Here is a 23,074-nt window from a genome sequence, read left to right as displayed (position 1 = left end):
TTGACGTCCTTCGGATTTCGTCGGGGGGCGCCCGTAGGGTGGGGGCATGACCGCAACGGGGGCAGATCGGGACGCGCCGGGCGCGCGGGCCGTGTGGTGGTGGGGGCGGCGGCGGAGTGCCGTGCTGGATGTCGGGCTGGCGCTGGTGTCGGCGGTGGAGTGTGCCGCCGAGGGGGTGTCGTTCGCGGGGAAGGCGGGGTTTCCGGAGGCGCTGGGGGCGTTGTTCGGGTTCGTCGTGGGGGCCGTGCTGCTGGTGCGTCGGCGGTGGCCGATCACGGTGGTGCTGGTGTCGGTCGCGGTGGCGCCGGCCGAGATGGGTTTCCTGATGGGGGTCGTCGGGCTGTACACGCTCGCCGCTTCCGAGGTGCCCCGGCGGTACACGGCCGTGCTGGCGGGGATGGCGACGGTCGCCGTGTTCGTGGTCACGGCGGTGGAGATGCGGCGGGACATCGCCGCGCAGGCGGACGACTTCGATCCGAGTGCCTGGTACGTGCCGGTGATGGCGTTGTTCATGACGTTGGGGCTGAACGCGCCGCCGGTGCTGCTCGGGCTCTACATAGGGGCGCGGCGGCGGCTGATGGAGAGCCTGCGGGAGCGGGCGGACTCGCTGGAGCAGGAGTTGTCGCTGCTGGCGGACCGGGCGGAGCAGCGGGCGCAGTGGGCGCGGCAGGAGGAGCGGCGGCGGATCGCGCGGGAGATGCACGACGTGGTGGCGCACCGGGTGTCGTTGATGGTGGTGCACGCGGCGGCGTTGCAGGCGGTGGCGTTGAAGGATCCGGAGAAGGCGGTGCGGAACGCGGCGCTGGTGGGTGACATGGGGCGTCAGGCGTTGACGGAGCTGCGGGAGATGTTGGGGGTGTTGAGGGAGGAGCCGGTGCCGGTGGCTCCGGCCGCGGTGCCGTTGGCGGCGGTGGGGCGGGCCGCGGCTGCGGCGGCGGAGGCCGCGGCGGGGCCGGGGCTCGGGGCGCTGGAGGAGCTGTGCCAGGAGTCGCGGCTGGCGGGGGCGGCGGTGGAGCTGGTGGTGCTGGGGGAGCCGGGGGAGTACCCGCCGGAGGTGGAGCGGACGGCGTACCGGGTGGTCCAGGAGGCGTTGACCAACGTGCACAAGCACGCCCCGGGCGCGTCGGTGGTGGTGCGGCTGGCGCACCGGGAGGCGGAGGTGGCGGCGCAGGTGGAGAACGGTCCGTCGGACGCGGGGGCGGCGGACGCGGGGTTGCCGAGCGGGGGGAACGGTCTGGTGGGGATGAGGGAGCGGGTGGTGCGGTTGGGGGGTGCGTTCGTGTCGGGGCCGACGGACGCGGGTGGTTTCAAGGTGTCCGCGGTGATTCCGGTGGGGCGGGGTTAGCCGGTGGTGGCCCCGGTGGTGCGGGGTCGGCCGGTGGTGGTTCCGGTGGTGCGGGGTCAGCCGGTGGTGAGGCGGGTGGGCCGGGTGCCGGTGACGAGGGTGGCGAGGGCGGTGTCGATGTCCCGGCCGAGGTACCAGTCGCCGGTGTGGTCGAGGCTGTAGACGCGGCCTTCGGCGTCCATGGCGAGGACGGCCTGGTGGTCGCCCTCTTCGCCGAGGGGGGCGAGTTCGGTGCCGAGGGCGCGGCCGAGGTCGGCGAGGGTGCGGGCGAGGTGGAGTCCGGCGAGGGGGTCGAAGCGGAGGGTGGCGGGTGCTATCTGGCGGCCGTGGCCGGGGGCGGTGAGGTGGAGGCCGCCGAATTCGGCCCAGGCCTCGACGGCGGCGGGGAAGACGCTGTGCCGGTGGCCGGCGGGGGAGACGTGGGCGCGGAGGGTGTCGGCCCATTCCTCGGCGAGTTTGATGTCCCAGCGTCCGGGTTGCCAGCCGGCGTCGCGGAGGGCGGCGTCGACGTTGACGGGGAAGCGGGTGGTGTCGGCCATGGTGCGGGTCAGCCGTTCTCGGTGGGGGTGACGGTGCGGACGCCGAAGTGGTCGAGGAGGGCGGCGCAGGAGCGGCAGGGTGCGGCGTAGCTGCCGTGCAGGGGGTCGCCGTCCTCGCGGATGCGCCGGGCGGTGATCTTGGCGTGTTTGAGGCTGCGGCGGGCCTCGCCGGCGGTGAGGGGCTTGCGCTGGGCGCGTTTGGAGCGGTTGTTCTCGGTGGCGGTGAGGTGCCGGGAGAGCAGGATGGCCTCGGGGCAGCGTCCGGTGAAGCGTTCGCGCTGGCCGCTGGTGAGGGTGTCGAGGAAGTCCTGGACGAGGGCGTGCAGGACGGGTGGCGTGTCGCCGCGGCCGGCGGTGCAGGTGAGGGTCTCTCCGCGGACGGAGAGGGCGGCCCCGACGGCGGGCAGGATGCCGTCGCGGCGGTGGAGCAGTAAGGGGGCGCGACCGTGGTCGGTGTCGCTGCTCCAGTTGAGGCGTGGGTCACCCTGTGTGGGTGTCGTGCTGGCGTACATGGTGCTGGTCTTCCCCTCCTGCAATCCCCCGAGTTGCGGTGACAGCCTGCCAAAGAGGGAGCCATATGGGGAAGCTGGGTGGGGGTTTCGCCGCTTCGGTGTGTCGGAGTCGTGGTCGGCCTGTCATGGGGTCGTGACGGTTGGTGACGGTGGGTGTGCGGGGTGGGCCGGTGGGGGCGCGGGCCGGTTCGTGCTCTTGTGGCAGCGCATAGGCTGTGCGGGATCGCTCGGGCGTGCCGGGGGCAGTGGTGTCCGGGGGCGCGAGCGGCGCGTAGCAAGCAGTAGCAGCCAGTGACGCCATGCAGGGGGCAACCGCCATGACGACAGGTCGGCTCGGGCAGTACACCGCGCCACCGAACGCGGCCTATGCCGGGCAGGTCGTGCGCTTCCCGGATCCGGTGCGCGCCTCGCGGCATCCGCGCGGGGTACGGGTGGACGAGCGGGGGTTTCCGGACTTCTCGCCGTACGCGCGTGCGGCGGCGGAGATCGCGGAACCGCCGGAGGGTTTCGGTGTCGACGAGTTGCGGCTGACGGACTACGTGTCGGCGAACGCGGCGATGGCGGCGACCGGGCACGAGTTGTGGGACACGATCCCGGCGGTGGCGACGCCGCACGGTTGGACGTGGCACCACGTGGTGGGTTCGCGTCGGCTGGAGCTGGTGCCGGTCGAGGTGAAGGCGTTGCTGCGGCATCACGGTGGGGTGGCGACGGCGGCGGTGGACCACGCGAAGCGGGGGACGCGGCCGTTGCAGGAGACGCGTCCGGTGCACTTCGGGCTGCCGAAGTCGGGGGTGTCGGTGTCGGAGCAGCAGTTGCAGGGGGTCGAGGAGGATCTCGGCTACCGGCTGCCGGGGGCGTACCGCTCGTTCCTGAAGGTGGCGGGCGGGTGTGCGCCGGTGGGCGCGGCGCTCGACGCGGAGCTGGGGCTGCTGGTGGACCAGCCGTTCTTCACGGTGCGCGAGGAGGCGGGGGTCAACGACCTCGTCTACGTGAACAAGTGTCTGCGGGACCATCTGACGAAGGACTACCTGGGGGTGGCGTTCGTGCAGGGTGGTCTGGTGGCGGTGAAGGTGCGGGGCGCGGGTGTGGGTTCCGTGTGGTTCTGTGCCTACGACGACGTGCGGGACTCCGGTGAGGAGGCCGCGGGGTGGTCGGTGAACGAGCGGGTGGAGCGTCTGCTGCTTCCGTGTGGTGAGGATTTCGACGCGTTCCTGTTGCGGCTGGCCGGTAATCCGCCGGAGCTGGAGACGGTCGCGAACCTGATGGTGGACGGCGGCTTCGCGCGCGCCGTGCCCGTGGTCCCGGTGGGAGGCTGAGCCGGCTGTGGTGACGTTCGCGCAGGCGCAGGAGCGCGCCGAGGAGTGGATCAACGGCGATCTTCCGCCGTACCAGCACCAGGAGGTGCGGGTGCGGGAGTTCGGTCTGGGTTTCGTGGTGTGGGCGGAGGGCCGTGAGGGCGGTCCGACGTCGGACGTGGGCCGGCAGCGGCTGGTGATCGCGCGGGATTCGGGCGAGGCGACGTTGTGGCCGGGGCTGCCGGTGGGTGAGGTGATCCGGCGGTACGAGGAGGAGTACGGGTCCGTCGAGGAGGCGGCGGTGCCGGCTCCGGCCGCGCCGCCGGCGCGGATCGACCTGAACCAGACGTCGTTCCTGTTGAGTCCGCCGGAGTGGTTGCAGGACGCGGCGGACAAGATCGGTCTGCCGCAGCGGCCGAACGCGTCGCAGGAGGAGCGGGTCGAGGCGGAGGGCGAGCCGGACACGGGCGGGGACGTGGTCCCGGCGTCGGGTCCGGCATCCGGTCCGGAGGCGGTCGCGGTTCCGGGGCCGGCTTCGGCTTCGGGGTCGGTGTCGGTGTCGTCGGCCGGGGCGGATGCCTCGGACGGGTCGGAGACGCCGGCGGCGGCGATCCCGCTTCCTCCGTTCGACTCGTCTTCTTCGTCCTCCTCCGCTTCTCCTTCTTCTTCCTCCGCGTCGTCGGAGGGGGACGGGTACGAGCCGACGGCGATGGACGGGGTGCCGACGTCGGCGCCGGCCGGTCCGTGGGCGGACGCCAACGCGAGTTCCGGTGGCGTGGAGGGCGTGCCGCTGCCGGCGACGGTGTTCGCGCCGCCGCTGTCGGGTGCCGATGACGAGGACGCCCCGGTGCCGGTGGTGGGCGCGGACGCGCCGACGGCGCTGATGCAGGGCGGGAGCGCGCTGCCGAAGACGGCCGTGGCGCCGCGCCTCGACCCGTCCGCGCCTCCGCCGCCGGGGGCGACGCCGCCGCCGGTGGCGCCGGGTGCCACTCCGCCGCCGCCCGCGGCCCCGCCGGTCGTGCCGGGTGCGGGGGACATCGCGGACGCGGCGACGAGCAAGGCGACGCTGCCGCCGAAGAAGCAGGCGGCGGCACCGGTCGCGCCGCCGCCTCCGCCGGGGGTGCCCGGTGCGACGTCCGGCGGGCCCGCGCCCGCGCCCGCGTACGTACCGACGCAGTTGGTTCCGCAGACGCCGGCGCCGGGTGTTCCGGTGGGTCCCGCCGGTCCCGCCGGCCCGGGTGCGCCTCCGCCGCCCGCGCCGCCGGGGCCGGTGACGCCGCCGCAGCCGGTGCACCAGGCGGCGACGATGCTGGCGCATCCCGGGCAGGCCGGTCCGGCCGGTGGCGGCAACGTGCCGCCGCCGCCTCCGCCGCCGGGTGTTCCCGGCGCTCCGGGTGCTCCGGGTGCTCCGGGTGCTCCGGGTGCCTCCGGGGGCGCGGGGACGCCGGCGCACGGCATCGAGCACGCGCCGACGATGCTGGCCCAGCCGGGTCCGGCGGGTCCGGGCGCGCCGGTGCCTCCGCCGGGGCCCGCTCCGGCGGCGCCGCAGGCGCCGGGCCCGGTCCCGGCTCCCGCTCCGGGGCCTGCTCCGGCTCCGGCCTACGGGTATCCGCAGCAGCCGCCGGCCGGTGTGCCGACGGTGGGCCCCGGGTACCAGGCGGTGCTGCGGTACCGGGCGCCGGACGGTTCGGAGCAGCAGATCATCCGGCGTTCGGCGCCGGGCACCCCGCATCCGGAGTGGCAGATCCTGCACGAGCTGCGTGGGCTCGGCGTGCCGCCGCAGCAGGTGCTCGAACTCCACACGGAGCTGGCGTCCTGCGAGCTGCCGGGCGGTTACTGCGCGCGGATGATTCGGGAGACGTGGCCGCAGGCGCGGATCACCAGCATCGCCCCGTACGGCCGCGATCATGCGGGCCGCCAGCAGGGCATGCGTCAACTCCTCACGCATCAGGGCGAGTTGCATCAGGTGGCGGACGGTCCTGCGCGGCCCGCTCCGGTGCGGGCTCCGCTGCCGCAGGTGCAGCCGGCACCGCCGGTGCCGCCGGAGGCCGTGGCGCAGGAGCTGGCGGGCGCGTTCGGGCCGGGGATCCTCCGGTTCGACCAGCGGGCGGTGTCCCGGCAGGGCGTTCCGGAGCTGGTGGCGGTCACGCTCATGTGGGCGGGCCTTCCGGCGGACTTCGGGCCGTTCTTCTGGGCGCAGCCGGCGGTGCCGGTGGTGCCGACGCTGGCGGAGCTGGCGCAGCAGCGTCAGGTGCCGGCGGCGCCGGACGCGAGCTCGTACCTGGTGCTGGGGTCGGACTTCGGGCGGGCGATCTGCGTCCAGTACGGGACCGCGCACATCGTGGCGGTGCCGGTGGAGGCCGGTCCGGGCGGGGCGTCGGTGCCGCCGCAGTTCGTGAACACCGGGCTGCCGGAGTTCACGCGGTCGATGGCGCTGCTCGGCCGGATGTGGCGGCTGCGGTTCGGGCTCACGCCGGAGCAGGCGGGCCGCTGGACGGTCGACTTCCAGGCGCAGCTGGCGATGCTGGACCCGGCGGCGCTGTCGTCGCCGGAGAACTGGTGGTCGGTGCTGCTGGAGCAGATGTGGGACGGACTGCTCTGAGGCGTGCGAGGGGCGGCGGATCTGACGCCGCGTGAGAGCGGAATGTGACGAAGGGCGCTCGATGTGTGATCACGTCGGGCGCCTTTTGTCCGTTCTTATGGCGCATCCTGGTGGGTGAGGCCATAGGGAAGGGGCGTCAGGATGAGTTTCTCCGTCGGACGGGGCCGGGGGTACCGCCCGGAGCAGGTCGACCGGTACGTCGACGCGCTGTCCCGGGAGCGCGACGAGACCTGGGAGCGGGCCGCGCGGCTGACCGCCCTCGCCGAGGAGAGGGAGACGGAGCTGGCCGTGCTGCGGGAGACCGTCGCGGCGCTGAAGCCGCAGCGGTACGAGTCCCTGGGCGAGGCCGCCGTGCAGATCCTGAAGCTCGCGGAGCAGGAGGACGAGCGGCTCGTGCGGGCCGCCGAGGCCGAGGCGCAGGCCGTCGCGGAAGCGGCGGACGCGGCGGCCCGGGAGGCCGGGGAGGCGGCCCGGGCGTACGCGGAAGGGGTCCGGACCGCGGCCGAGGCGAAGGCCCGCGCCACCCTGGAGACCGCCCGCGAACGCGCCGAGGAGCTGGCTGTCATCGCCGGCCGGGACGCGGAGGGGGCCAGGGAGGCGGCGAAGGAGGCGTTCGAGGAGACCGCGCACCGCGCGGCCGAACTCCTGGCCCGCCAGGCCGAGGAGCACCGCGCCGCCCGCGCGGAAGCCGACCGTGAGGCGGAGGAGGCCGCCGCCGCGCTCGACGCCCGCCACGCCGAGCAGGTCGCACGGGCCGAGGCCCGCCTGGAGGAGGCCCGGCGGGCCCTCGCCCGCACCGAGGAGGAGGCCCGGCACCGCCAGGAGGACGCCGACGCGAAGGCCGCGGAGATCCTGGCGGAGGCCCGGCTGAAGGCCGAACGGACGGAGCGGGCGACGGAGCGGCTGCTGCGCGAGCACGACGAGGCCCGCGACGAGATCCACTCCCACATGGAGCACATCCGCAACTCCCTCGCCGCGCTGACGGGCCGCCCGACGACGGCGGAACCCGCCGAGGCCCCGGAGCCCGCGGCGGAAGCCCCGGTGCGGGCCCGGCAGGAGGCGTCGGGGGAGTCCCGTCCGGAGGCGCCTGCGGAAGCACCGGCGGAGGTCCGGTCGGACGCCTCGGCGGAGGCCCGGCCGGAGGCGTCGGAAAACCCCGAGGCGGGCGCCGGTCCCCGCCCGTAGGCTCCTCGCATGAGGATGAAGCTGACGGCGGTGAACCTCGACTGCGCCGACCCCCTGGCCCTCGCCGACTTCTACGCGAGGGCCACCGGTCTGCCCCGGCACGCACGCTCCGACGCCGACTTCGCCGCCCTCGTGGACGGGGACCGCCTGGTCCTGGGCTTCCAGCGGGTCGCGGGCCACCGCCCGCCGACCTGGCCGGACGGCGGCGTCCCCGCCCAGCTCCACCTCGACTTCGACGTGGACGACCTCGACGAGGCGGTGGCCGGACTGACCGCCCTCGGCGCCACGCTCCCCGCCGCCCAGCCCCAACCCGACCTCTGGCGCGTCCTCCTGGACCCGGCCGGCCATCCCTTCTGCGTCTCACCCCGGAAGCGGCGCGGGATGTGACCGTCCGGTAGCGTCTGCCCTCCCAGGGGAGGGAAACATGCACGTGAAGCACGTACACACGCGTGGCCGCCGACTCGCGGCCGTCGCCGTCACCGTCGTCCTCGCCGCCACCGGCGGCACGCTCACCACGCTCCCGGCGGCCGCCGCGCCGGTCGCCGCGCAGGACCAGCAGGCCGCCGCCGTACCGTTCCCGCGCGACGCGGACGTCGTCGGCGCGGGCCCCGGCGGCTTCCTGTCGAAGACCCGGAGCGGCGCACCGGAGTTCCGGTGGACGCGGTACGCGGACGGGTCCTCGTTGGTGCTGCCGGGGACCCACGCCATGGCGGGCGGCGCGGACCTCGTCGTGGCCATGGACAAGTCCACGAACGCCTCCAGCCGCCTGCTGACGATCTACGACATGGCGCAGCCCGCGCCGGCGCCGGTGGTGTTCGACCTCGACATGCTCGGGGACGGCTACTACCTCGCCGGCATGGCCGGCACGACGTTCCTGCTCACGCGCTACCAGGACAGCGACGGGACCAACTCGCAGCACACCGCCGTGCTCGACGGTGGTTCGCTGAAGCTCGTCCGCCAGCTCACCTCGTCGAACGACTTCAAGTGCCACAACGGGTACGACGGCTGGACCGACAGCGGCTCCGCGCTCTACGAGTGCCAGTTCCAGCCCCCGTACGGGATCCGTTCCAAGCTCCTCCTCGACGTGAACGCGACCTACGATCGGGTCTACGTCCAGCTGGAGAACCAGTACGCGCGGTCGGGCGCCGTCTCCGCCACCCACGTGGCCTGGCGTGAGGCGCGGGTCCCGGGCGGCCACGGGATCGTCGCCCACCGGCGGGGCGTGAGCGGGGAGAAGTGGATCCCGTCGGACGCCCCGCTGGAAGATCCCGTGTACCTCGTCGGCGGCTGGGTGGCCTCCGGACAGAAGGCCCACGTCGACGCGGCCCAGGGCACGGACGCGCCGACGGTCCGCCCCTTCACCCTCCAGTCGATCGACAACCCGGCCGACAAGTCCGTCGCCCTCACCGCGTTCTCCTCCGCCGTCGCAGGCCCCGGCGGTTCGCTGCTCGTGCGCGGCGGCACGCCCGAGCACGGCGAGGGGCTGTACCGGATCGCGCCGCGCGCCGACGGCGGGCGGCCCACGGTCGAACTCGTCGCGTCCACCGGGCAGTCGACCACCGTCACCCTCACCGACCACGCCACCCCGAACGAGATGACCGGTGAACGGGTGGCGCGCGGAGTCGACTTCGGCTGGGGCCTGTCCCGGGGGGACGCCCGGGTCACGATGACCCTGACCCACCTGCCCAGCGGAAAGAGCGTCTCGCAGGCCTGGCCCGCGGAGGGCGCCGCCGGCGAGCCGCGCCGGATCACCTGGCACTGGGACGGCAAGGACCTGGAGAACGCCGCGTGGGCGAGCCCCGCCCGCAACGGCTGGTACGAGTGGAAGCTCACCGCCCGCCCGGACGACGGCATCGGCCCCGACCTCGTCACCACCGGCCGGTTCCTCGTGACCCGGCCCGCCGCCGCGCACGACTACGACGACGACGGCACCGCCGACCTCCTCGCCCGGGACCCGCAGGGCGTCCTGTGGCGCCACGGCACCCGGCCCACCGCCCCCGGCGGCTCGCTCACCGGCACCGGTGCCTCGCGGGTCGGCGGCGGCTGGCAGGCGTACGACCGGCTGGTGTCCGTCGGGAACGTGGCGGGGAGCTCCGCCCCCGACAGCGTCGCCCGCGACCGCTCCGGCGTGCTCTGGCTGTACCAGGGCACCGGCGACCGGAAGGCGCCGCTCGCGGCCCGGACGCAGATCGGCGGCGGCTGGCAGACGTACGACCGGATCACCGGCGGCGGCGACGTCACCGGCGACCGGCGGCCCGACGTCCTCGCCACCGACAAGACCGGCGTGCTGTGGCTCTACGCGGGCACGGGGAACGCCAAGGCGCCCTTCTCGACGCGCAAGCGGATCGGCGGCGGCTGGCAGGTCTACAACGAGATCACCGCCGCCGGGAACCTCGGCGGCGCCGGCGCCGGCGACCTCCTCGCCCGGGACCGCTCCGGCGTCCTGTGGCTGTACCTCGGCAAGGGCGACGGCACCTTCGCGGCCCGCAAGCAGGTCGGCGGCGGCTGGGGCACCTTCAAGGGCCTCACCGCCGTCGGCGACGCCAACGGCGACGGCCGCGCCGACCTCGTCGCCTGGAACGGCGACGAGACCTTCTACGCCGGCACCGGCGACTGGTCCGCCCCGTTCAAGCGGGGCGCGCGGACGAACCTCACCCAGGACGCGGCGTACGACTCCGCCTTCTGAGCCCTGCTCCGCCGGCGACCGGGGGGCGGCCGGCAACTCCGCGACGCCGCGCCGCCCCCGGCCTTCGGCCGGGGTGCCGGCGGCCCTGCCCAGGGCGACCGCCGACACGACGGTCCAGCCGGGGGCGGGGCCCGGTTCCTCGGTGAGCCCCTCCAGGCCGAAGGCGCGGTACCGGTGCGCCGCCAGGCCCGTCGTCTGCGCCCGCGGCAGGGCCCCACGCCCCCGTGTGTGCCGTGGGAGGTCAGCCGAGCCGCCGCCCCAGCTTCACCGACCGGCGGTCGCGCGCCTTCGTGGCCCACCATTCGTCCAGATGGGCGTGGACGAGGCGCACGAGTCGATCCAGTCGGTCGGGAGGGGGCGCGGGGGAGGCGAACACGTCCGCCCAGGACTTGTCGGGCCAGGGCAGGGCGACCACCCATCGTTCGTCCGGGTGGCCTCGGCGACCCACGGTCAGCAGGTACGTCAGCGTCGCGCCGCGGTCCGGACGGTGCTCGACCGACAGCCCGGTGACGTCGAACCGGAGCCCGTCGGCGGTGACGTACGGGCGACTCAGGGCCTGCTCGACCGGTGTCCGTTCCTCCACGGGTACCGGCCTCCTTTCCTCTCGGCGCTTGACCTCAAGTGGACTTGAGGGGCGAGGGTTTCGGCATGGACATCGAAGAGATGCAGCGACAGCTGCGGGCCCTGGCCGACCGTGCCGAGATCGCCGACCTGATGGGCCGCTACCTGCGGTCCCTGGACGTGGGGGTGTTCGACGAGGAGTGGGTCGACGCCTTCCACACCGAGGACGTCACCGCCGAGATGCCCATCGGCACGGTGCGCGGGCGGGACGCCCTCCTGGCCCATGTCCGGGAGGCCATGGCGCTGTTCGAGCGGACGGTGCACATGGGTACCGACCTCGTCGTCGAGGTCGACGGCGACCGGGCCACCGCGAAGGGCGCCCAGTTGAGCACGCACGTCCTGGCGGACGGGTCGGGCGGCCTGTTCGTGTCCGCCGGGCACGTCGACGACGAACTGGTCCGGACGGCCGACGGGTGGCGGATCGCCGCCTCGGCGCTGCGGGTGGTGTGGACCCGCGGCACTCCGCCGCGGCTGCCGGACGACTTCGCCCCCGCCCTCACGGCCTGAGGCCCGGGCGGTCCCCCTCCTTCTCGTCCTCCGGCGCCTCCTCCAGGACCGGGAAGCGGCGGGGGGCCAGGACGAGGAGGGCGAGCAGGGCGAGGGCGGCGGCGGCCGCGGCGCCGAAGTAGACCCGGTCGACGGCCGCGTCGACCGCGCGGCGGACGGCGTCGGTGGTGTCGAGGGAGCGGGCGAGGGCGTCGAGGTCGGTGTCGGTGCCGAGGCGGGCGGCGAGGACCGTGTTGGCGACCGCCCCGAAGGCGGCGGCGCCGACGCTCTGGCCGACCTGGCGGCAGAAGAGCACGGAGGCGGTGGTGGTGCCGCGTTCCCCGTAGGGGACGGTCGACTGGACGCCGACCATCAGGGGGAGCTGGAAGAGGCCCAGGCAGGCGCCCAGTGCCAGCATCAGGAGGGCCGGCTGCCAGGCCTCCCCGGGGTAGGGGAGGAAGGGGAAGGCGAGCAGGCAGGCGAGCGCGCCGGAGATCCCGAGGACGGCGGTCAGGCGGAAGCCGATGCGGGTGTAGACGCGGTTGGAGAAGGCCGCGGAGATCGGCCAGCTCAGGGTCCAGGCGGAGAGGACGAAGCCCGCGGCGATCGGCCCGAGGCCCAGGACCGACTGGGCGTAGGTCGGCAGGAAGACGGTCGGGGCGACCATGAGGAGGCCGAGGGCGCCCAGGGCCACGTTGACGGCGGCGATGGTGCGGCGGCGCCACACCCAGCCGGGCAGCATCGGCTCCGCCGCCCGGCGTTCGACGGCCACCGTGACGGCGGCGAGGACGGCCGCGCCGCCGAGGAGGGCCAGGGACGGGGGCGAGAGCCACGGCCACGCGACGCCGCCCTGGACGAGCGCGGTCAGCAGCAGCGCGCCGGTCGCGAAGACGCCGAGCGCGCCGGCCCAGTCGACGCGGACCGGCGCCGTGCGCGGGGGCCGGGCGGGCTCCTCGAGGTGGCGGACGATCAGCCAGAGGGCGGCGGCGCCGAGCGGCAGGTTGATGAGGAAGATCCAGCGCCAGTCGGCGTAGCCGGCGAGGAGTCCGCCGACCGCCGGGCCCGCGACGGCGGAGGTCGCCCAGACCGAGGAGAGCCTCGCCTGGATCCTGGGGCGTTCCTTGAGCGGGTACAGGTCGGCGGCGATGGTCTGGACGGTGCCCTGGAGGGCGCCGCCGCCGAGGCCCTGGACGACGCGGAAGGCGATGAGCGCGGCCATGTTCCAGGCGGCGGCGCAGAGCAGGGAGCCCAGGAGGAAGAGGACGGTGCCGGCGACGAGGACCGGTTTGCGGCCGTAGGTGTCGCTGAGCCTGCCGTACACGGGGAGGGTGACGGTGACGGCGAGGAGGTAGCCGGAGAAGAGCCAGGAGAAGACGGAGAGGCCGCCGAGGTCGCCGACGATCTGGGGGACGGCGGTGGCGACGATGGTGCCGTCGAGGGCGGCGAGCGCCATGCAGAGCATGAGCGCGGCGACGACGGGACCGCGGCGGCGGTCCGCCGGCGCCCTCTCCTGGCCGGTCCGTCCCGGAGCCGTTCTCCCGTCCGCTGCCACCGCCGCTTCCTTTCTTCGTACACCTAAATGTGCGCGGACAGGGTCTCACTCCGACCACGGGCGGAGGAACCCCTAAGGGGACCTCCCCCATGCGAGCCAGGGGACGGTCGTCCCGGCGGAGGACGAGAAGGGACGGGCGCGGTTCTTAGCTTGGTCTTACCTCACCCCGCTCGGGGCTGACACCACCACCCGCTTCCGTTGAGGAGAAGACCGTGACTTCGGCTGTGACCATTCCCAGGCACGGGGGTACCGGAGGGAAGACGGCCGTCGCCGCGCGGGCGCGGCAGGTCGTCAAGGCGTACGGCACGGGGGAGACCCGGGTCCTCGCCCTCGACCACGTCGACGTGGACATCGTCCGCGGCCGGTTCACCGCGATCATGGGCCCCTCGGGGTCCGGCAAGTCGACCCTGATGCACTGCCTCGCCGGCCTCGACACCGTCACCGGCGGGCAGATCTTCCTCGACGAGACCGAGATCACCGGGCTCAAGGACAAGAAGCTCACCCGGCTGCGCCGGGACCGGATCGGCTTCATCTTCCAGGCGTTCAACCTGCTGCCGACGCTGAGCGCGCTGGAGAACATCACGCTGCCCATGGACATCGCCGGACGCAGGCCCGACAAGGAGTGGCTGGACCGGGTCGTCGAGACCGTCGGCCTCGCCGGACGCCTGGGGCACCGGCCGGCCGAGCTCTCCGGCGGCCAGCAGCAGCGCGTCGCCGTCGCCCGGGCGCTCGCCGCCCGGCCGGAGATCATCTTCGGCGACGAGCCGACCGGCAACCTCGACTCGCGGGCCGGCGCCGAGGTCCTCGGCTTCCTGCGCCGCTCCGTGGACGAGCTGGGACAGACCATCGTCATGGTCACCCACGACCCGGTCGCCGCCTCCTACGCGGACCGGGTGCTGTACCTCGCGGACGGGCGGATCGTCGACGAGATGGAGCACCCCACCGCGGAAGCCGTCCTCGACCGAATGAAGGACTTCGACGCGCGCGGGCGGACGTCATGACCGTCCTCAGAACCTCGCTGCGCAACCTCCTCGCGCACAAGGGCCGGATGGCGCTCTCCGCCGTGGCCGTGCTCCTCTCCGTCGCGTTCGTGTCCGGGACCCTCGTCTTCACCGACACCATGAACACGACCTTCGACAAGCTCTTCGCCGTCACCGCCTCCGACGTCACCGTCTCCCCGGCGTCGGCCGACACGGCGGACGAGACCCCGGACACCGGCCGCCCCGAGTCCCTCCCGGCCTCCGTCGTCGCCGAGGTGCGCGGCGCGAAGGGCGTCGCCGAGGCGCGGGGCTCCGTCAGCTCCCTGGGCGTCACCGTCGTCGACGGGGAGAACGAGAACGTCGGCCCGACCAGCGGCGCCCCGACGATCGCCGCCGACTGGAGCCCGTACGAGCTCCGCACGGTCGAGCTCGTCGAGGGCCACGAGCCGCGCGGCCCCACCGACGTCGTCGTCGACCGCGGCACCGCCGACAAGCACGGCCTGGAGCTCGGCGCCCCGCTGCGCACGATCACCGCCGACGGCGACTTCACCGCCCGTGTCTCCGGCATCGTCGAGTTCAAGGTCACCAACCCCGGCGCCACCCTCGTCTACTTCGACACCGCCACCGCGCAGCGGCAACTCCTCGGCAAGGAAGGCCTGTTCACGCAGGTCATGGTCGAGGCCGAGCCCGGCGTCGCCCACACCGCGCTGAAGGCGGACGTCGCCGCCGCGCTCGGCGACGGCTACAAGGTGCAGACGGCCGCCGAGGTCGCCGACGAGGGCGCCGAGGACCTGGCCGGCTTCCTCGACGTCATGAAGTACGCGATGCTCGGCTTCGCCGGGATCGCGTTCCTCGTCGGCATCTTCCTCATCGTCAACACCTTCTCCATGCTGGTCGCCCAGCGCACCCGCGAGATCGGCCTGCTGCGGGCCATCGGCGCCGGCCGCCGGCAGATCAACCGCTCCGTCCTCGTCGAGGCCGTCCTCCTCGGCCTGATCGGCTCGGTCGCCGGCGTCGCCGCCGGAGTCGGGCTCGCCGTCGGCCTGATGGAGCTCATGTCGACCATGGGCATGGAGCTGTCCACCCGCGACCTCACCGTCGCCTGGACCACCCCCGTCGTGGGCCTCGCCCTCGGCGTCCTCGTCACCGTCCTCGCCGCGTACGTCCCGGCCCGCCGGGCCGGCAAGATCTCCCCGATGGCCGCCCTCCGTGACGCCGGCACCCCCGCCGACGGCCGCGCGGGACGGGTCCGCGGCGCGGCCGGCCTGCTCCTCACCCTCGCCGGCGGCGGGGCGCTGTGGGCGGCGGCCGAGGCCGAGAAGGCCGGTACGGGCTCGCTGTGGCTCGGCGTCGGCGTCGTGCTGTCGCTGCTCGGCCTCGTCGTCATCGGCCCGGTCCTCGCGGGCGGCGTCGTCCGCGTCCTCGGCGCCGTCGTCCTGCGGGTCTTCGGGCCCGTCGGCCGGATGGCCGAGCGGAACGCGCTCCGCAACCCGCGCCGCACCGGAGCGACCGGCGCCGCCCTGATGATCGGCCTCGCGCTCGTCGCCTGCCTGTCCGTCGTCGGCTCCTCGATGGTCGCCTCCGCCACCGACGAGCTCGACCGGTCCGTCGGCGCCGACTACATCGTGCAGAACCGGATGGGCGCGCCGATCGTGCCGCAGGCGCAGGCCGCGGTGGAGAAGACGGCCGGCCTCGACCACGTCACCGAGTACCGCCCGGTGGACGTGCGGATCACCGACCCGGCCGGCACGGTCACCGAGGAGTGGCTGGCGGCGACCGAACCCTCGTACACCGGCGACCTCAGGCGCGAGGTGACCGCCGGCGACCTGGCGGCCGCGTACGCCCCCGGCGCGATGTCCGTCGGCAGCGACTACGCCGCCGCGCACGGCGTGGAGGTCGGCGACACCCTCACCGTCGCCTTCGCGCACGGCTCGACGGCGAAGCTGAAGGTCGCGGCGATCACGGCGGACACCGGGAACGTCGACAACGGCGCGATGTACACGAACGTCACCACCGCCCGGGCGCACCTGCCGGCCGAGCGGCTGCCGGCCAGCGGGCTGCTGCTCGCCAGCGCGGAGGACGGGCAGGAGGAGGCGGCGTACGCCGCGCTGAAGGAGGCGCTGGCCCCGTACCCCCAGTACACGGTCTCCGACCAGGCCGACTACAAGAAGGACCTCCAGGACCAGGTCGGGCAGCTCCTCAACATCGTCTACGGGCTCCTCGCGCTCGCGATCGTCGTCGCGATCCTCGGCGTGGTGAACACGCTGGCCCTGTCCGTGGTCGAACGCACCCGCGAGATCGGCCTCATGCGGGCCATCGGCCTCTCCCGCCGGCAGCTGCGGAGGATGATCCGCCTGGAGTCGGTGGTGATCGCCCTCTTCGGCGCGCTGCTCGGCCTCGGGCTCGGCATGGGCTGGGGCACGGCCGCGCAGCGGCTCCTCGCCCTGGAGGGCTTCGGGGTCCTGGAGATCCCCTGGCCGACGATCCTCACGGTCTTCGTGGGCTCGGCCTTCGTGGGGCTCTTCGCGGCGCTGGTCCCGGCGTTCCGGGCGGGCCGCATGAACGTCCTGAACGCGATCGCGAGCGACTAGGCCGGACGCGGCGGCACGCCCCCCTGGGCCTCACCCCATCGGGTGAGGCCCACCCGCCGTCCCCGCGGGCGGACCCCCGCCGCCCCGACGGAGCGCCTGCCCGCAACGGAACGGCAGGCGGCACCGCCCGGCGGAACGATCGCCCGCAACGGAACGGCGCGGCGCGTCGTAGGGTGGAGGCCCCGGCCCGTTCACGTGTCGGGTGGTTCGCGTTGCCGCTTGTCCGTTCACCCTCGTACGTACCGGGATGGAAGCTCCATGAGCCTGCACGGTCTGCTCGACCTCGTCGTCAAGGACGCGGCCCTCGCGGAGGCGGTGGCGGCCGCGTCGGACGGGAAGCGTCCGCACGTGGACCTGGTCGGCCCCGCCGCCGCCCGCCCCTTCGCCGTGGCCGCGCTGGCCAGGGACTCGGGGCGCCCGGTGCTCGCGGTGACGGCGACCGGCCGCGAGGCCGAGGACCTGGCGGCGGCGCTGCGGTCGCTCCTCGACCCGGACACCGTCGCCGAGTACCCGTCCTGGGAGACGCTGCCGCACGAGCGGCTCTCGCCCCGTTCGGACACCGTCGGACGCCGCCTCGCCGTGCTGCGGCGGCTCGCCCACCCGAGCCCGGACGACCCGGCCGCGGGCCCCGTCTCCGTCGTCGTCGCGCCGATCCGTTCCGTGCTCCAGCCGCAGGTGAAGGGGCTGGGGGACCTGGAGCCGGTGGCGCTCAGGACCGGGCAGACCGCGGACCTGAACGACGTCGTCGAGGGGCTGGCCGCCGCCGCGTACTCCCGGGTCGAGCTGGTCGAGAAGCGCGGCGAGTTCGCCGTCCGCGGCGGCATCCTGGACGTCTTCCCGCCGACCGAGGAGCACCCGCTCCGGATCGAGTTCTGGGGCGACGACGTCGAGGAGATCCGTTACTTCAAGGTCGCCGACCAGCGGTCGCTGGAGGTCGCCGCGCACGGCCTGTGGGCGCCGCCCTGCCGCGAGCTGCTGCTGACGGACGAGGTGCGCGGCCGGGCCGCGGCCCTCGCCGAGGAGCACCCGGAGCTCGGCGAGATGCTGAACAAGATCGCCGAGGGCATCGCCGTCGAGGGCATGGAGTCCCTCGCGCCGGTCCTCGTCGACGACATGGAGCTGCTCCTCGACGTCCTGCCGGCCGGGGCGATGGCCGTCGTCTGCGACCCCGAGCGGGTGCGGACGCGCGCCGCCGACCTGGTCGCCACCAGCCAGGAGTTCCTGCAGGCCTCGTGGGCGGCGACGGCCGGCGGCGGCGAGGCGCCGATCGACGTCGGCGCGGCCTCCCTGTGGGGGATCGCGGACGTCCGCGACCGGGCGCGGGAGCTCGGCATGATGTGGTGGTCGGTGTCGCCGTTCGCGGCGGACGCCGAGACCGACGGCGACACCCTCGCGCTGGGCATGCGCGCCCCGGAGTCGTACCGCGGCGACACCGCCCGCGCGCTCGCCGACACCAAGGGCTGGCTGGCCGACGGCTGGCGGACGGTGTACGTCACGGAGGCCCACGGCCCGGCGTCCCGCACCGTCGAGGTGCTGGGCGGCGAGGGCATCGCGGCCCGTCTGACGGCCGACCTGACCCAGGTGGACCCGGCCGTCGTGCACGTGGCCTGCGGCTCGATCGACTTCGGCTTCGTCGACCCGGCGCTGAAGCTCGCCGTCCTCACCGAGACCGATCTCTCCGGTCAGAAGGCGGCCGGCAAGGACGGCCAGCGGATGCCGGCCAAGCGCCGCAAGACCATCGACCCGCTGACCCTGGAGGTCGGCGACTACATCGTGCACGAGCAGCACGGCGTCGGCCGCTACCTGGAGATGGTGCAGCGGACCGTGCAGGGCGCGACCCGCGAGTACCTCCTCGTCGAGTACGCCCCCGCCAAGCGCGGCCAGCCCGGCGACCGCCTGTACATCCCGACGGACCAGCTGGAGCAGGTCACCAAGTACGTCGGCGGCGAGGCGCCGACCCTGCACCGGCTGGGCGGCGCGGACTGGACGAAGACGAAGCAGCGGGCGAAGAAGGCGGTCAAGGAGATCGCCGCCGACCTGATCAAGCTGTACAGCGCCCGGATGGCGGCCCCCGGGCACGCCTTCGGCCCCGACACCCCGTGGCAGCGGGAGCTGGAGGACGCCTTCCCGTACGCGGAGACGCCCGACCAGCTGTCGACGATCGCCGAGGTGAAGGAGGACATGGAGAAGACGGTCCCGATGGACCGGCTGATCTGCGGCGACGTCGGCTACGGCAAGACGGAGATCGCGGTGCGGGCCGCCTTCAAGGCGGTCCAGGACGGCAAGCAGGTCGCCGTCCTGGTGCCGACGACCCTCCTGGTGCAGCAGCACTTCGGCACCTTCAGCGAGCGGTACGGGCAGTTCCCGGTGAACGTCCGCGCCCTGTCCCGCTTCCAGACGGACGCCGAGTCGAAGGCGACCCTGGAGGGGCTGAAGGAAGGCTCCGTCGACGTCGTCATCGGCACCCACCGCCTGTTCTCGTCCGAGACGAGGTTCAAGGACCTCGGCCTGGTCATCGTCGACGAGGAGCAGCGCTTCGGCGTCGAGCACAAGGAGCAGCTGAAGAAGCTCCGCGCCAACGTCGACGTCCTCACCATGTCGGCCACCCCCATCCCCCGTACGCTGGAGATGGCGGTCACCGGCATCCGCGAGATGTCGACGATCACCACCCCGCCGGAGGAGCGGCACCCGGTCCTCACCTTCGTCGGCCCGTACGAGGAGAAGCAGATCGGTGCGGCGATCCGCCGCGAACTGCTCCGCGAGGGGCAGGTCTTCTACATCCACAACCGGGTCGACTCCATCGACCGCGCGGCGGCCCGGCTGCGCGAGATCGTCCCCGAGGCGCGGATCGCGACGGCCCACGGCCAGATGGGCGAGAGCGCCCTGGAGCAGGTCGTCGTCGACTTCTGGGAGAAGAAGTTCGACGTGCTCGTCTCGACGACGATCGTCGAGTCCGGCATCGACATCTCCAACGCCAACACCCTCATCGTGGAGCGCGGCGACAACTTCGGCCTCTCCCAGCTCCACCAGCTGCGCGGCCGCGTCGGCCGGGGCCGCGAGCGCGGCTACGCCTACTTCCTCTACCCGCCGGAGAAGCCCCTCACGGAGACCGCCCACGAGCGGCTCGCGACCATCGCGCAGCACACCGAGATGGGCGCCGGCATGTACGTGGCGATGAAGGACCTGGAGATCCGCGGCGCGGGCAACCTCCTCGGCGGCGAGCAGTCCGGCCACATCGCGGGCGTCGGCTTCGACCTGTACGTCCGCATGGTCGGCGAGGCCGTCGCGGACTACCGCGCCTCCCTGGAGGGCGGTGCGCAGGAGGAGCCGCCGCTGGAGGTCAAGATCGAGCTGCCGGTCGACGCCCACGTCCCGCACGACTACGCGCCCGGCGAGCGCCTCCGCCTCCAGGCCTACCGCGCCATCGCCTCCGCGAACTCGGAGGAGGACGTCAAGGCCGTGCGGGAGGAGCTCACCGACCGCTACGGCAAGCTGCCCGAGCCGGTCGAGAACCTCCTCCTCGTCGCCGGCCTGCGCATGCTGGCCCGTGCCTGCGGCGTCGGCGAGATCGTCCTCCAGGGCCCCAACATCCGCTTCGCGCCCGTGGAACTCCGCGAGTCCCAGGAGCTCCGCCTGAAGCGCCTCCACCCCAAGTCCGTCATCAAGCCGGCCGTCCACCAGATCCTGGTCCCCCGGCCGGCCCCCCGGCCCATCGGCGGCAAGCCGCTCGTCGGCCGCGAACTCCTGGCGTGGACGGGTGAGTTCCTGACGACGATCCTGGACTGACGGCACCCGGGCAGTACGAAAGGAGCGCTATCGGCGGTTTTCGTGCCTAGGATTCCCGGGTGCTGATACGTCGAAGGCTCCGTCGCGCCCCCGCTTCCGCCGTCGTGCTGTCCGGGCTCGTCCTCCTCTCCGGGTGCGCCCCGTCCGGGACCGGCGGGCAGGAGCCGTCCGGGGGGCGGGAGTCCTCCGGCGGGTCCGCGTCCGCCCGGGCCGCGAGTCCCTTCGGGAACCCGGACGGGACGAAGCCGGGGCTCGCGCCGGTGGCGGAGGGGGAGCGGGCGCGGGCCCGGGTGCTCATCGGGGGGCTCGCCACCCAGGGGCGGGGGCCGCGCACGGGGTACGCGCGGGACGAGTTCGGGCACGCGTGGCTGGACAAGGCGGACGGCGTGCCGTTCGCGCGCAACGGCTGCGACACCCGCAACGACCTGCTCCGCCGCGACGGCCGCGACCTCCGCTTCCGGGACGGGTCGAACTGCGTGGTCGTGGCGATGACGCTGGACGACCCGTACACCGGCACCACCATCGACTGGCGCAAGCAGAAGGCCGCCGAGGTCCAGATCGACCACGTCGTGCCGCTCTCGTACGCCTGGCAGATGGGCGCCTCCCGCTGGACGGACGCGAAGCGGAAGCGGCTCGCCAACGACCCGTTGAACCTCCTCCCGGTCCAGGGCCGCGCCAACTCCGCCAAGGGCGACTCCGGTCCGGCCTCCTGGCTGCCGCCGGCCAAGGGCGTGCGCTGCGCCTACGCGGTCCGGTTCGCGCAGGTGGCGGAGAAGTACGAGCTGGCGGTGACCGGCCCGGACCGGACGGCGATGCTGCGGCAGTGCGGCGGTTGAACCGGCCGGTCCGACAATCGGTTGGCGCGGCCCCGGCAGGTCTCTAGCCTGCGGGTCATGGACCAGGAACTGACGATCACCACGCTCGCGGAGCGCCCCGAACTCGAAGGGCCGATGTGGTCCATGAAGGATCTCTGGCCCGAGTTCATGATGTACGACCCGGTCGGCTGGTCCCACATGGGCCGGATCGTGCGGGAGTTCCCCGCGTACGTGCTCGTGGCCACCGATCCGGCCGGCACGGTCGTCGCCCGCGGCTTCAGCGTGCCGTTCCGCCTCGACGCCGACGGGCGGCGGGCGCTGCCCGAGCGGGGCTGGGACGAGGTGCTGCTGTGGGCCTTCTCCGACCTGCGGCACGGGAAGGCCCCCGACACGGTGAGCGCCATCGAGATCACCGTCGACACCGGCGCCCTCGGGCGCGGGATCTCGCACCGGATGCTCGCCGCGATGCGGGAGAACGTGCGCCGGCTCGGCTTCTCCGAGCTGGTCGCGCCGGTCCGGCCCAACGGCAAGCACCTGGAGGCCGGGGCCTCCATCCACGAGTACGCCCTCCGCACCCGGGAGGCCGACGGGCTGCCGCACGACCCGTGGCTGCGGGTCCACGTCCGCGCCGGTGGCCGGATCGAGGCGGTCGCGCCCGCGTCGATGACGGTCTCGGGCTCCCTGGAGCAGTGGCGGGCGTGGACGGGGCTCCCCTTCGACGCGGACGGCCCGGTCGAGGTGCCGGGCGCGCTCGTGCCCGTGCACTGCGAGGCCGCCCGCGACTACGCGGTCTACGTCGAGCCCAACGTGTGGGTGCGGCACGCGGTCGCCGCCTCCTGACCCGGGGCGGCCGAGCCGCCCCCGCGGGGTGATCTTCGGGGCGGGCGCTGTACCGTACGGCGTCCCCGTCGTACGCGTGTGCAACGCGCCGCGCCCGCAACCGTGAGAGGTCCCGACCGTGAACCAGTCCGTCGTCCTGGAGAAGGGCGCCGTCCCGCGCCGCGAGGGGCCGCCCCGGCTGCCCGCCCGGGCGGCGCTGGCCGCCGTGCCGGTGTGCAGCCTCGGCGTCCTCGGCTGGGTGCCCGCGCTGGCGCTCGCCCTGTACCGGGGGACCCGCGCGGACTGGCTGGCCGCGCTGCTCTTCACCGCCGTCTCGGTCGGCTGGTGCTTCCAGGTCGCGCTGACCCCCGTCGACACCTCCGGCAGTGCCTTCCTCCTCGACGTGGCCCTGCTCGCCCTCTCCACGGTGGGCGCGGCCGTCCACGTCCTGCTGGCGCGCGGGAAGGGGCGGGTCGCGTGAAGACCAGGCGTACGTGGCGCGCCCGCGCGCGGAAGGCGGAGGCCCGCTCCGCCACGCCCGACGTGCTCGCGGCGGCCGCCCGGCTGCTGCGCGGCCGGGCCGGCTGGGCGGTCGGCTCGGTCCTCCTCGTGCTGGTGGGGCTGGTCGCGGCCCGGCTGGTCTCGGACGCCCTCGGCGACGGCGGGGGCACGCCCCCGGACACCCGGGCCCGGGCCTACGCGGACCGGGACGCCTGCCTCCTGACGGACGAGCGGGGCATCGTGTCGGGCGGGCCCGCGGCGCCCCTGTGGGAGGGCATGCAGCGCGCGTCGGCGGACGGGCGGGTGCGGGTGACGTACGTGCCGGTGATGGGGGAGCGGACGGCGGCGAACGCGCGCCCGTTCCTCAACGGTCTGGTGCAGCGCGACTGCGAGGTCGTCGTGGCCTCGGGCCCGGCCCAGGTGGCGGCGGCGACGGAGGCCGCGGCGGCGAACGGCGGCGTCCGGTTCGTCGTGGTCGACGAGGGTCCCGGTTCCGGCGGGCTGCCGGAGAACGTGACGCGGATCGCGGCCGGCGAGAAGGCCGGCGGCGAGGTCGAGGCGGTCGTGGCGCGGTTCGCGCGGGAGGACTGACCCGGCGGGGAGGGGGCGGTGGCGGGGACGGATCCGCACCAAGCGGACGTTCCCTCTCCGTTTCCTAAAGGGAAGGTAAAAAAGGCGCCCCTGGTTCGCGCCTGCGATCGGCCATCGGGAAAGCTCGCGAGGCTTTGTAAGCAACGCGTAAGTAAAGGCCGACCCATG

Annotated in this window: 18 protein-coding genes; 14 read left to right on the top strand and 4 right to left on the bottom strand. The window is 74.2% G+C overall.

Annotated features, from left to right (window positions below; genetic code table 11):
- The first annotated feature begins 46 nt into the window (after positions 1–46).
- Positions 47–1,345 (top strand): sensor histidine kinase, encoded by a 1,299-nt coding sequence (locus IE245_RS23165; protein WP_189950660.1) that lies wholly within the window; start codon positions 47–49, stop codon positions 1,343–1,345.
- A 56-nt stretch (positions 1,346–1,401) separates the two neighbouring features.
- Here IE245_RS23165 and IE245_RS23160 read toward each other — a convergent pair whose 3' ends face one another.
- Both IE245_RS23160 and IE245_RS23155 read right to left on the bottom strand, forming a co-directional pair.
- Positions 1,402–1,884, bottom strand: a complete 483-nt coding sequence (locus tag IE245_RS23160; RefSeq protein WP_189950657.1) for an SUKH-3 domain-containing protein — start codon at positions 1,882–1,884, stop codon at positions 1,402–1,404.
- An 8-nt stretch (positions 1,885–1,892) separates the two neighbouring features.
- Positions 1,893–2,396, bottom strand: a complete 504-nt coding sequence (locus IE245_RS23155) for a YwqJ-related putative deaminase (protein ID WP_189950655.1) — start codon at positions 2,394–2,396, stop codon at positions 1,893–1,895.
- 317 nt (positions 2,397–2,713) lie between these two features.
- On the opposite strand from IE245_RS23155, the gene IE245_RS23150 reads away from it, so the two are divergent.
- The 5 genes from IE245_RS23150 (at position 2,714) to IE245_RS23130 (ending at position 10,164) form a co-directional block, all read left to right on the top strand.
- Positions 2,714–3,712: an SMI1/KNR4 family protein gene (locus IE245_RS23150; RefSeq protein WP_189950653.1), complete on the top strand. Its 999-nt coding sequence runs from the start codon at positions 2,714–2,716 to the stop codon at positions 3,710–3,712.
- Positions 3,713–3,719: 7 nt separating this feature from the next.
- Positions 3,720–6,293, top strand: a complete 2,574-nt coding sequence (locus IE245_RS23145; RefSeq protein WP_189950651.1) for an SUKH-4 family immunity protein — start codon at positions 3,720–3,722, stop codon at positions 6,291–6,293.
- A gap of 141 nt (positions 6,294–6,434) precedes the next feature.
- Positions 6,435–7,478: a coiled-coil domain-containing protein gene (locus tag IE245_RS23140; RefSeq protein WP_189950648.1), complete on the top strand. Its 1,044-nt coding sequence runs from the start codon at positions 6,435–6,437 to the stop codon at positions 7,476–7,478.
- A 9-nt stretch (positions 7,479–7,487) separates the two neighbouring features.
- Positions 7,488–7,865 (top strand): VOC family protein, encoded by a 378-nt coding sequence (locus tag IE245_RS23135; RefSeq protein WP_189950647.1) that lies wholly within the window; start codon positions 7,488–7,490, stop codon positions 7,863–7,865.
- A 37-nt stretch (positions 7,866–7,902) separates the two neighbouring features.
- The gene (locus IE245_RS23130; protein ID WP_189950645.1) at positions 7,903–10,164 is read left to right on the top strand and encodes an FG-GAP repeat domain-containing protein; all 2,262 of its coding nucleotides are present in this window, start codon (positions 7,903–7,905) and stop codon (positions 10,162–10,164) included.
- A gap of 241 nt (positions 10,165–10,405) precedes the next feature.
- On the opposite strand, the gene IE245_RS23125 is transcribed toward IE245_RS23130, so the two are convergent.
- Positions 10,406–10,747, bottom strand: coding sequence for a hypothetical protein (locus IE245_RS23125; protein ID WP_189950643.1), 342 nt, complete (start codon positions 10,745–10,747; stop codon positions 10,406–10,408).
- Positions 10,748–10,812: 65 nt separating this feature from the next.
- Here IE245_RS23125 and IE245_RS23120 point away from each other — a divergent pair, with 65 nt between their 5' ends.
- The gene (locus IE245_RS23120; protein WP_189950641.1) at positions 10,813–11,292 is read left to right on the top strand and encodes a nuclear transport factor 2 family protein; all 480 of its coding nucleotides are present in this window, start codon (positions 10,813–10,815) and stop codon (positions 11,290–11,292) included.
- Here the strand turns inward: IE245_RS23120 and IE245_RS23115 are convergent.
- Positions 11,282–12,823 (bottom strand): MFS transporter, encoded by a 1,542-nt coding sequence (locus IE245_RS23115; RefSeq protein WP_229851451.1) that lies wholly within the window; start codon positions 12,821–12,823, stop codon positions 11,282–11,284. The two genes, IE245_RS23120 and IE245_RS23115, sit on opposite strands and share 11 nt — an antisense overlap.
- A 212-nt stretch (positions 12,824–13,035) precedes the next feature.
- On the opposite strand from IE245_RS23115, the gene IE245_RS23110 reads away from it, so the two are divergent.
- The 7 genes from IE245_RS23110 to IE245_RS23080 all read left to right on the top strand — a co-directional run bounded on the left by IE245_RS23110 (position 13,036) and on the right by IE245_RS23080 (position 22,906).
- Entirely contained in the window at positions 13,036–13,824 is a 789-nt protein-coding gene (locus IE245_RS23110; protein ID WP_189950639.1) for an ABC transporter ATP-binding protein, read from the top strand.
- Positions 13,821–16,394, top strand: a complete 2,574-nt coding sequence (locus tag IE245_RS23105; protein WP_189950637.1) for an ABC transporter permease — start codon at positions 13,821–13,823, stop codon at positions 16,392–16,394. Before IE245_RS23110 ends, IE245_RS23105 begins: the two co-directional genes overlap by 4 nt.
- Positions 16,395–16,652: 258 nt before the next feature.
- Entirely contained in the window at positions 16,653–20,180 is a 3,528-nt protein-coding gene (mfd, locus tag IE245_RS23100) for a transcription-repair coupling factor (protein ID WP_189950635.1), read from the top strand.
- Positions 20,181–20,245: 65 nt separating this feature from the next.
- Positions 20,246–21,016 (top strand): HNH endonuclease family protein, encoded by a 771-nt coding sequence (locus IE245_RS23095; protein ID WP_373305386.1) that lies wholly within the window; start codon positions 20,246–20,248, stop codon positions 21,014–21,016.
- A 57-nt stretch (positions 21,017–21,073) separates the two neighbouring features.
- The gene (locus tag IE245_RS23090; protein WP_189950633.1) at positions 21,074–21,835 is read left to right on the top strand and encodes an N-acetyltransferase; all 762 of its coding nucleotides are present in this window, start codon (positions 21,074–21,076) and stop codon (positions 21,833–21,835) included.
- A gap of 118 nt (positions 21,836–21,953) precedes the next feature.
- Entirely contained in the window at positions 21,954–22,295 is a 342-nt protein-coding gene (locus IE245_RS23085; RefSeq protein ID WP_189950630.1) for a hypothetical protein, read from the top strand.
- Positions 22,292–22,906: a type 1 periplasmic-binding domain-containing protein gene (locus IE245_RS23080; RefSeq protein ID WP_189950629.1), complete on the top strand. Its 615-nt coding sequence runs from the start codon at positions 22,292–22,294 to the stop codon at positions 22,904–22,906. Before IE245_RS23085 ends, IE245_RS23080 begins: the two co-directional genes overlap by 4 nt.
- Positions 22,907–23,074: the final 168 nt, after the last annotated feature.

It is taken from the genome of Streptomyces roseolus (assembly GCF_014649855.1).
Taxonomy (GTDB): domain Bacteria; phylum Actinomycetota; class Actinomycetes; order Streptomycetales; family Streptomycetaceae; genus Streptomyces; species Streptomyces roseolus.
This window is presented reverse-complemented; position numbering and strand designations above follow the sequence as displayed.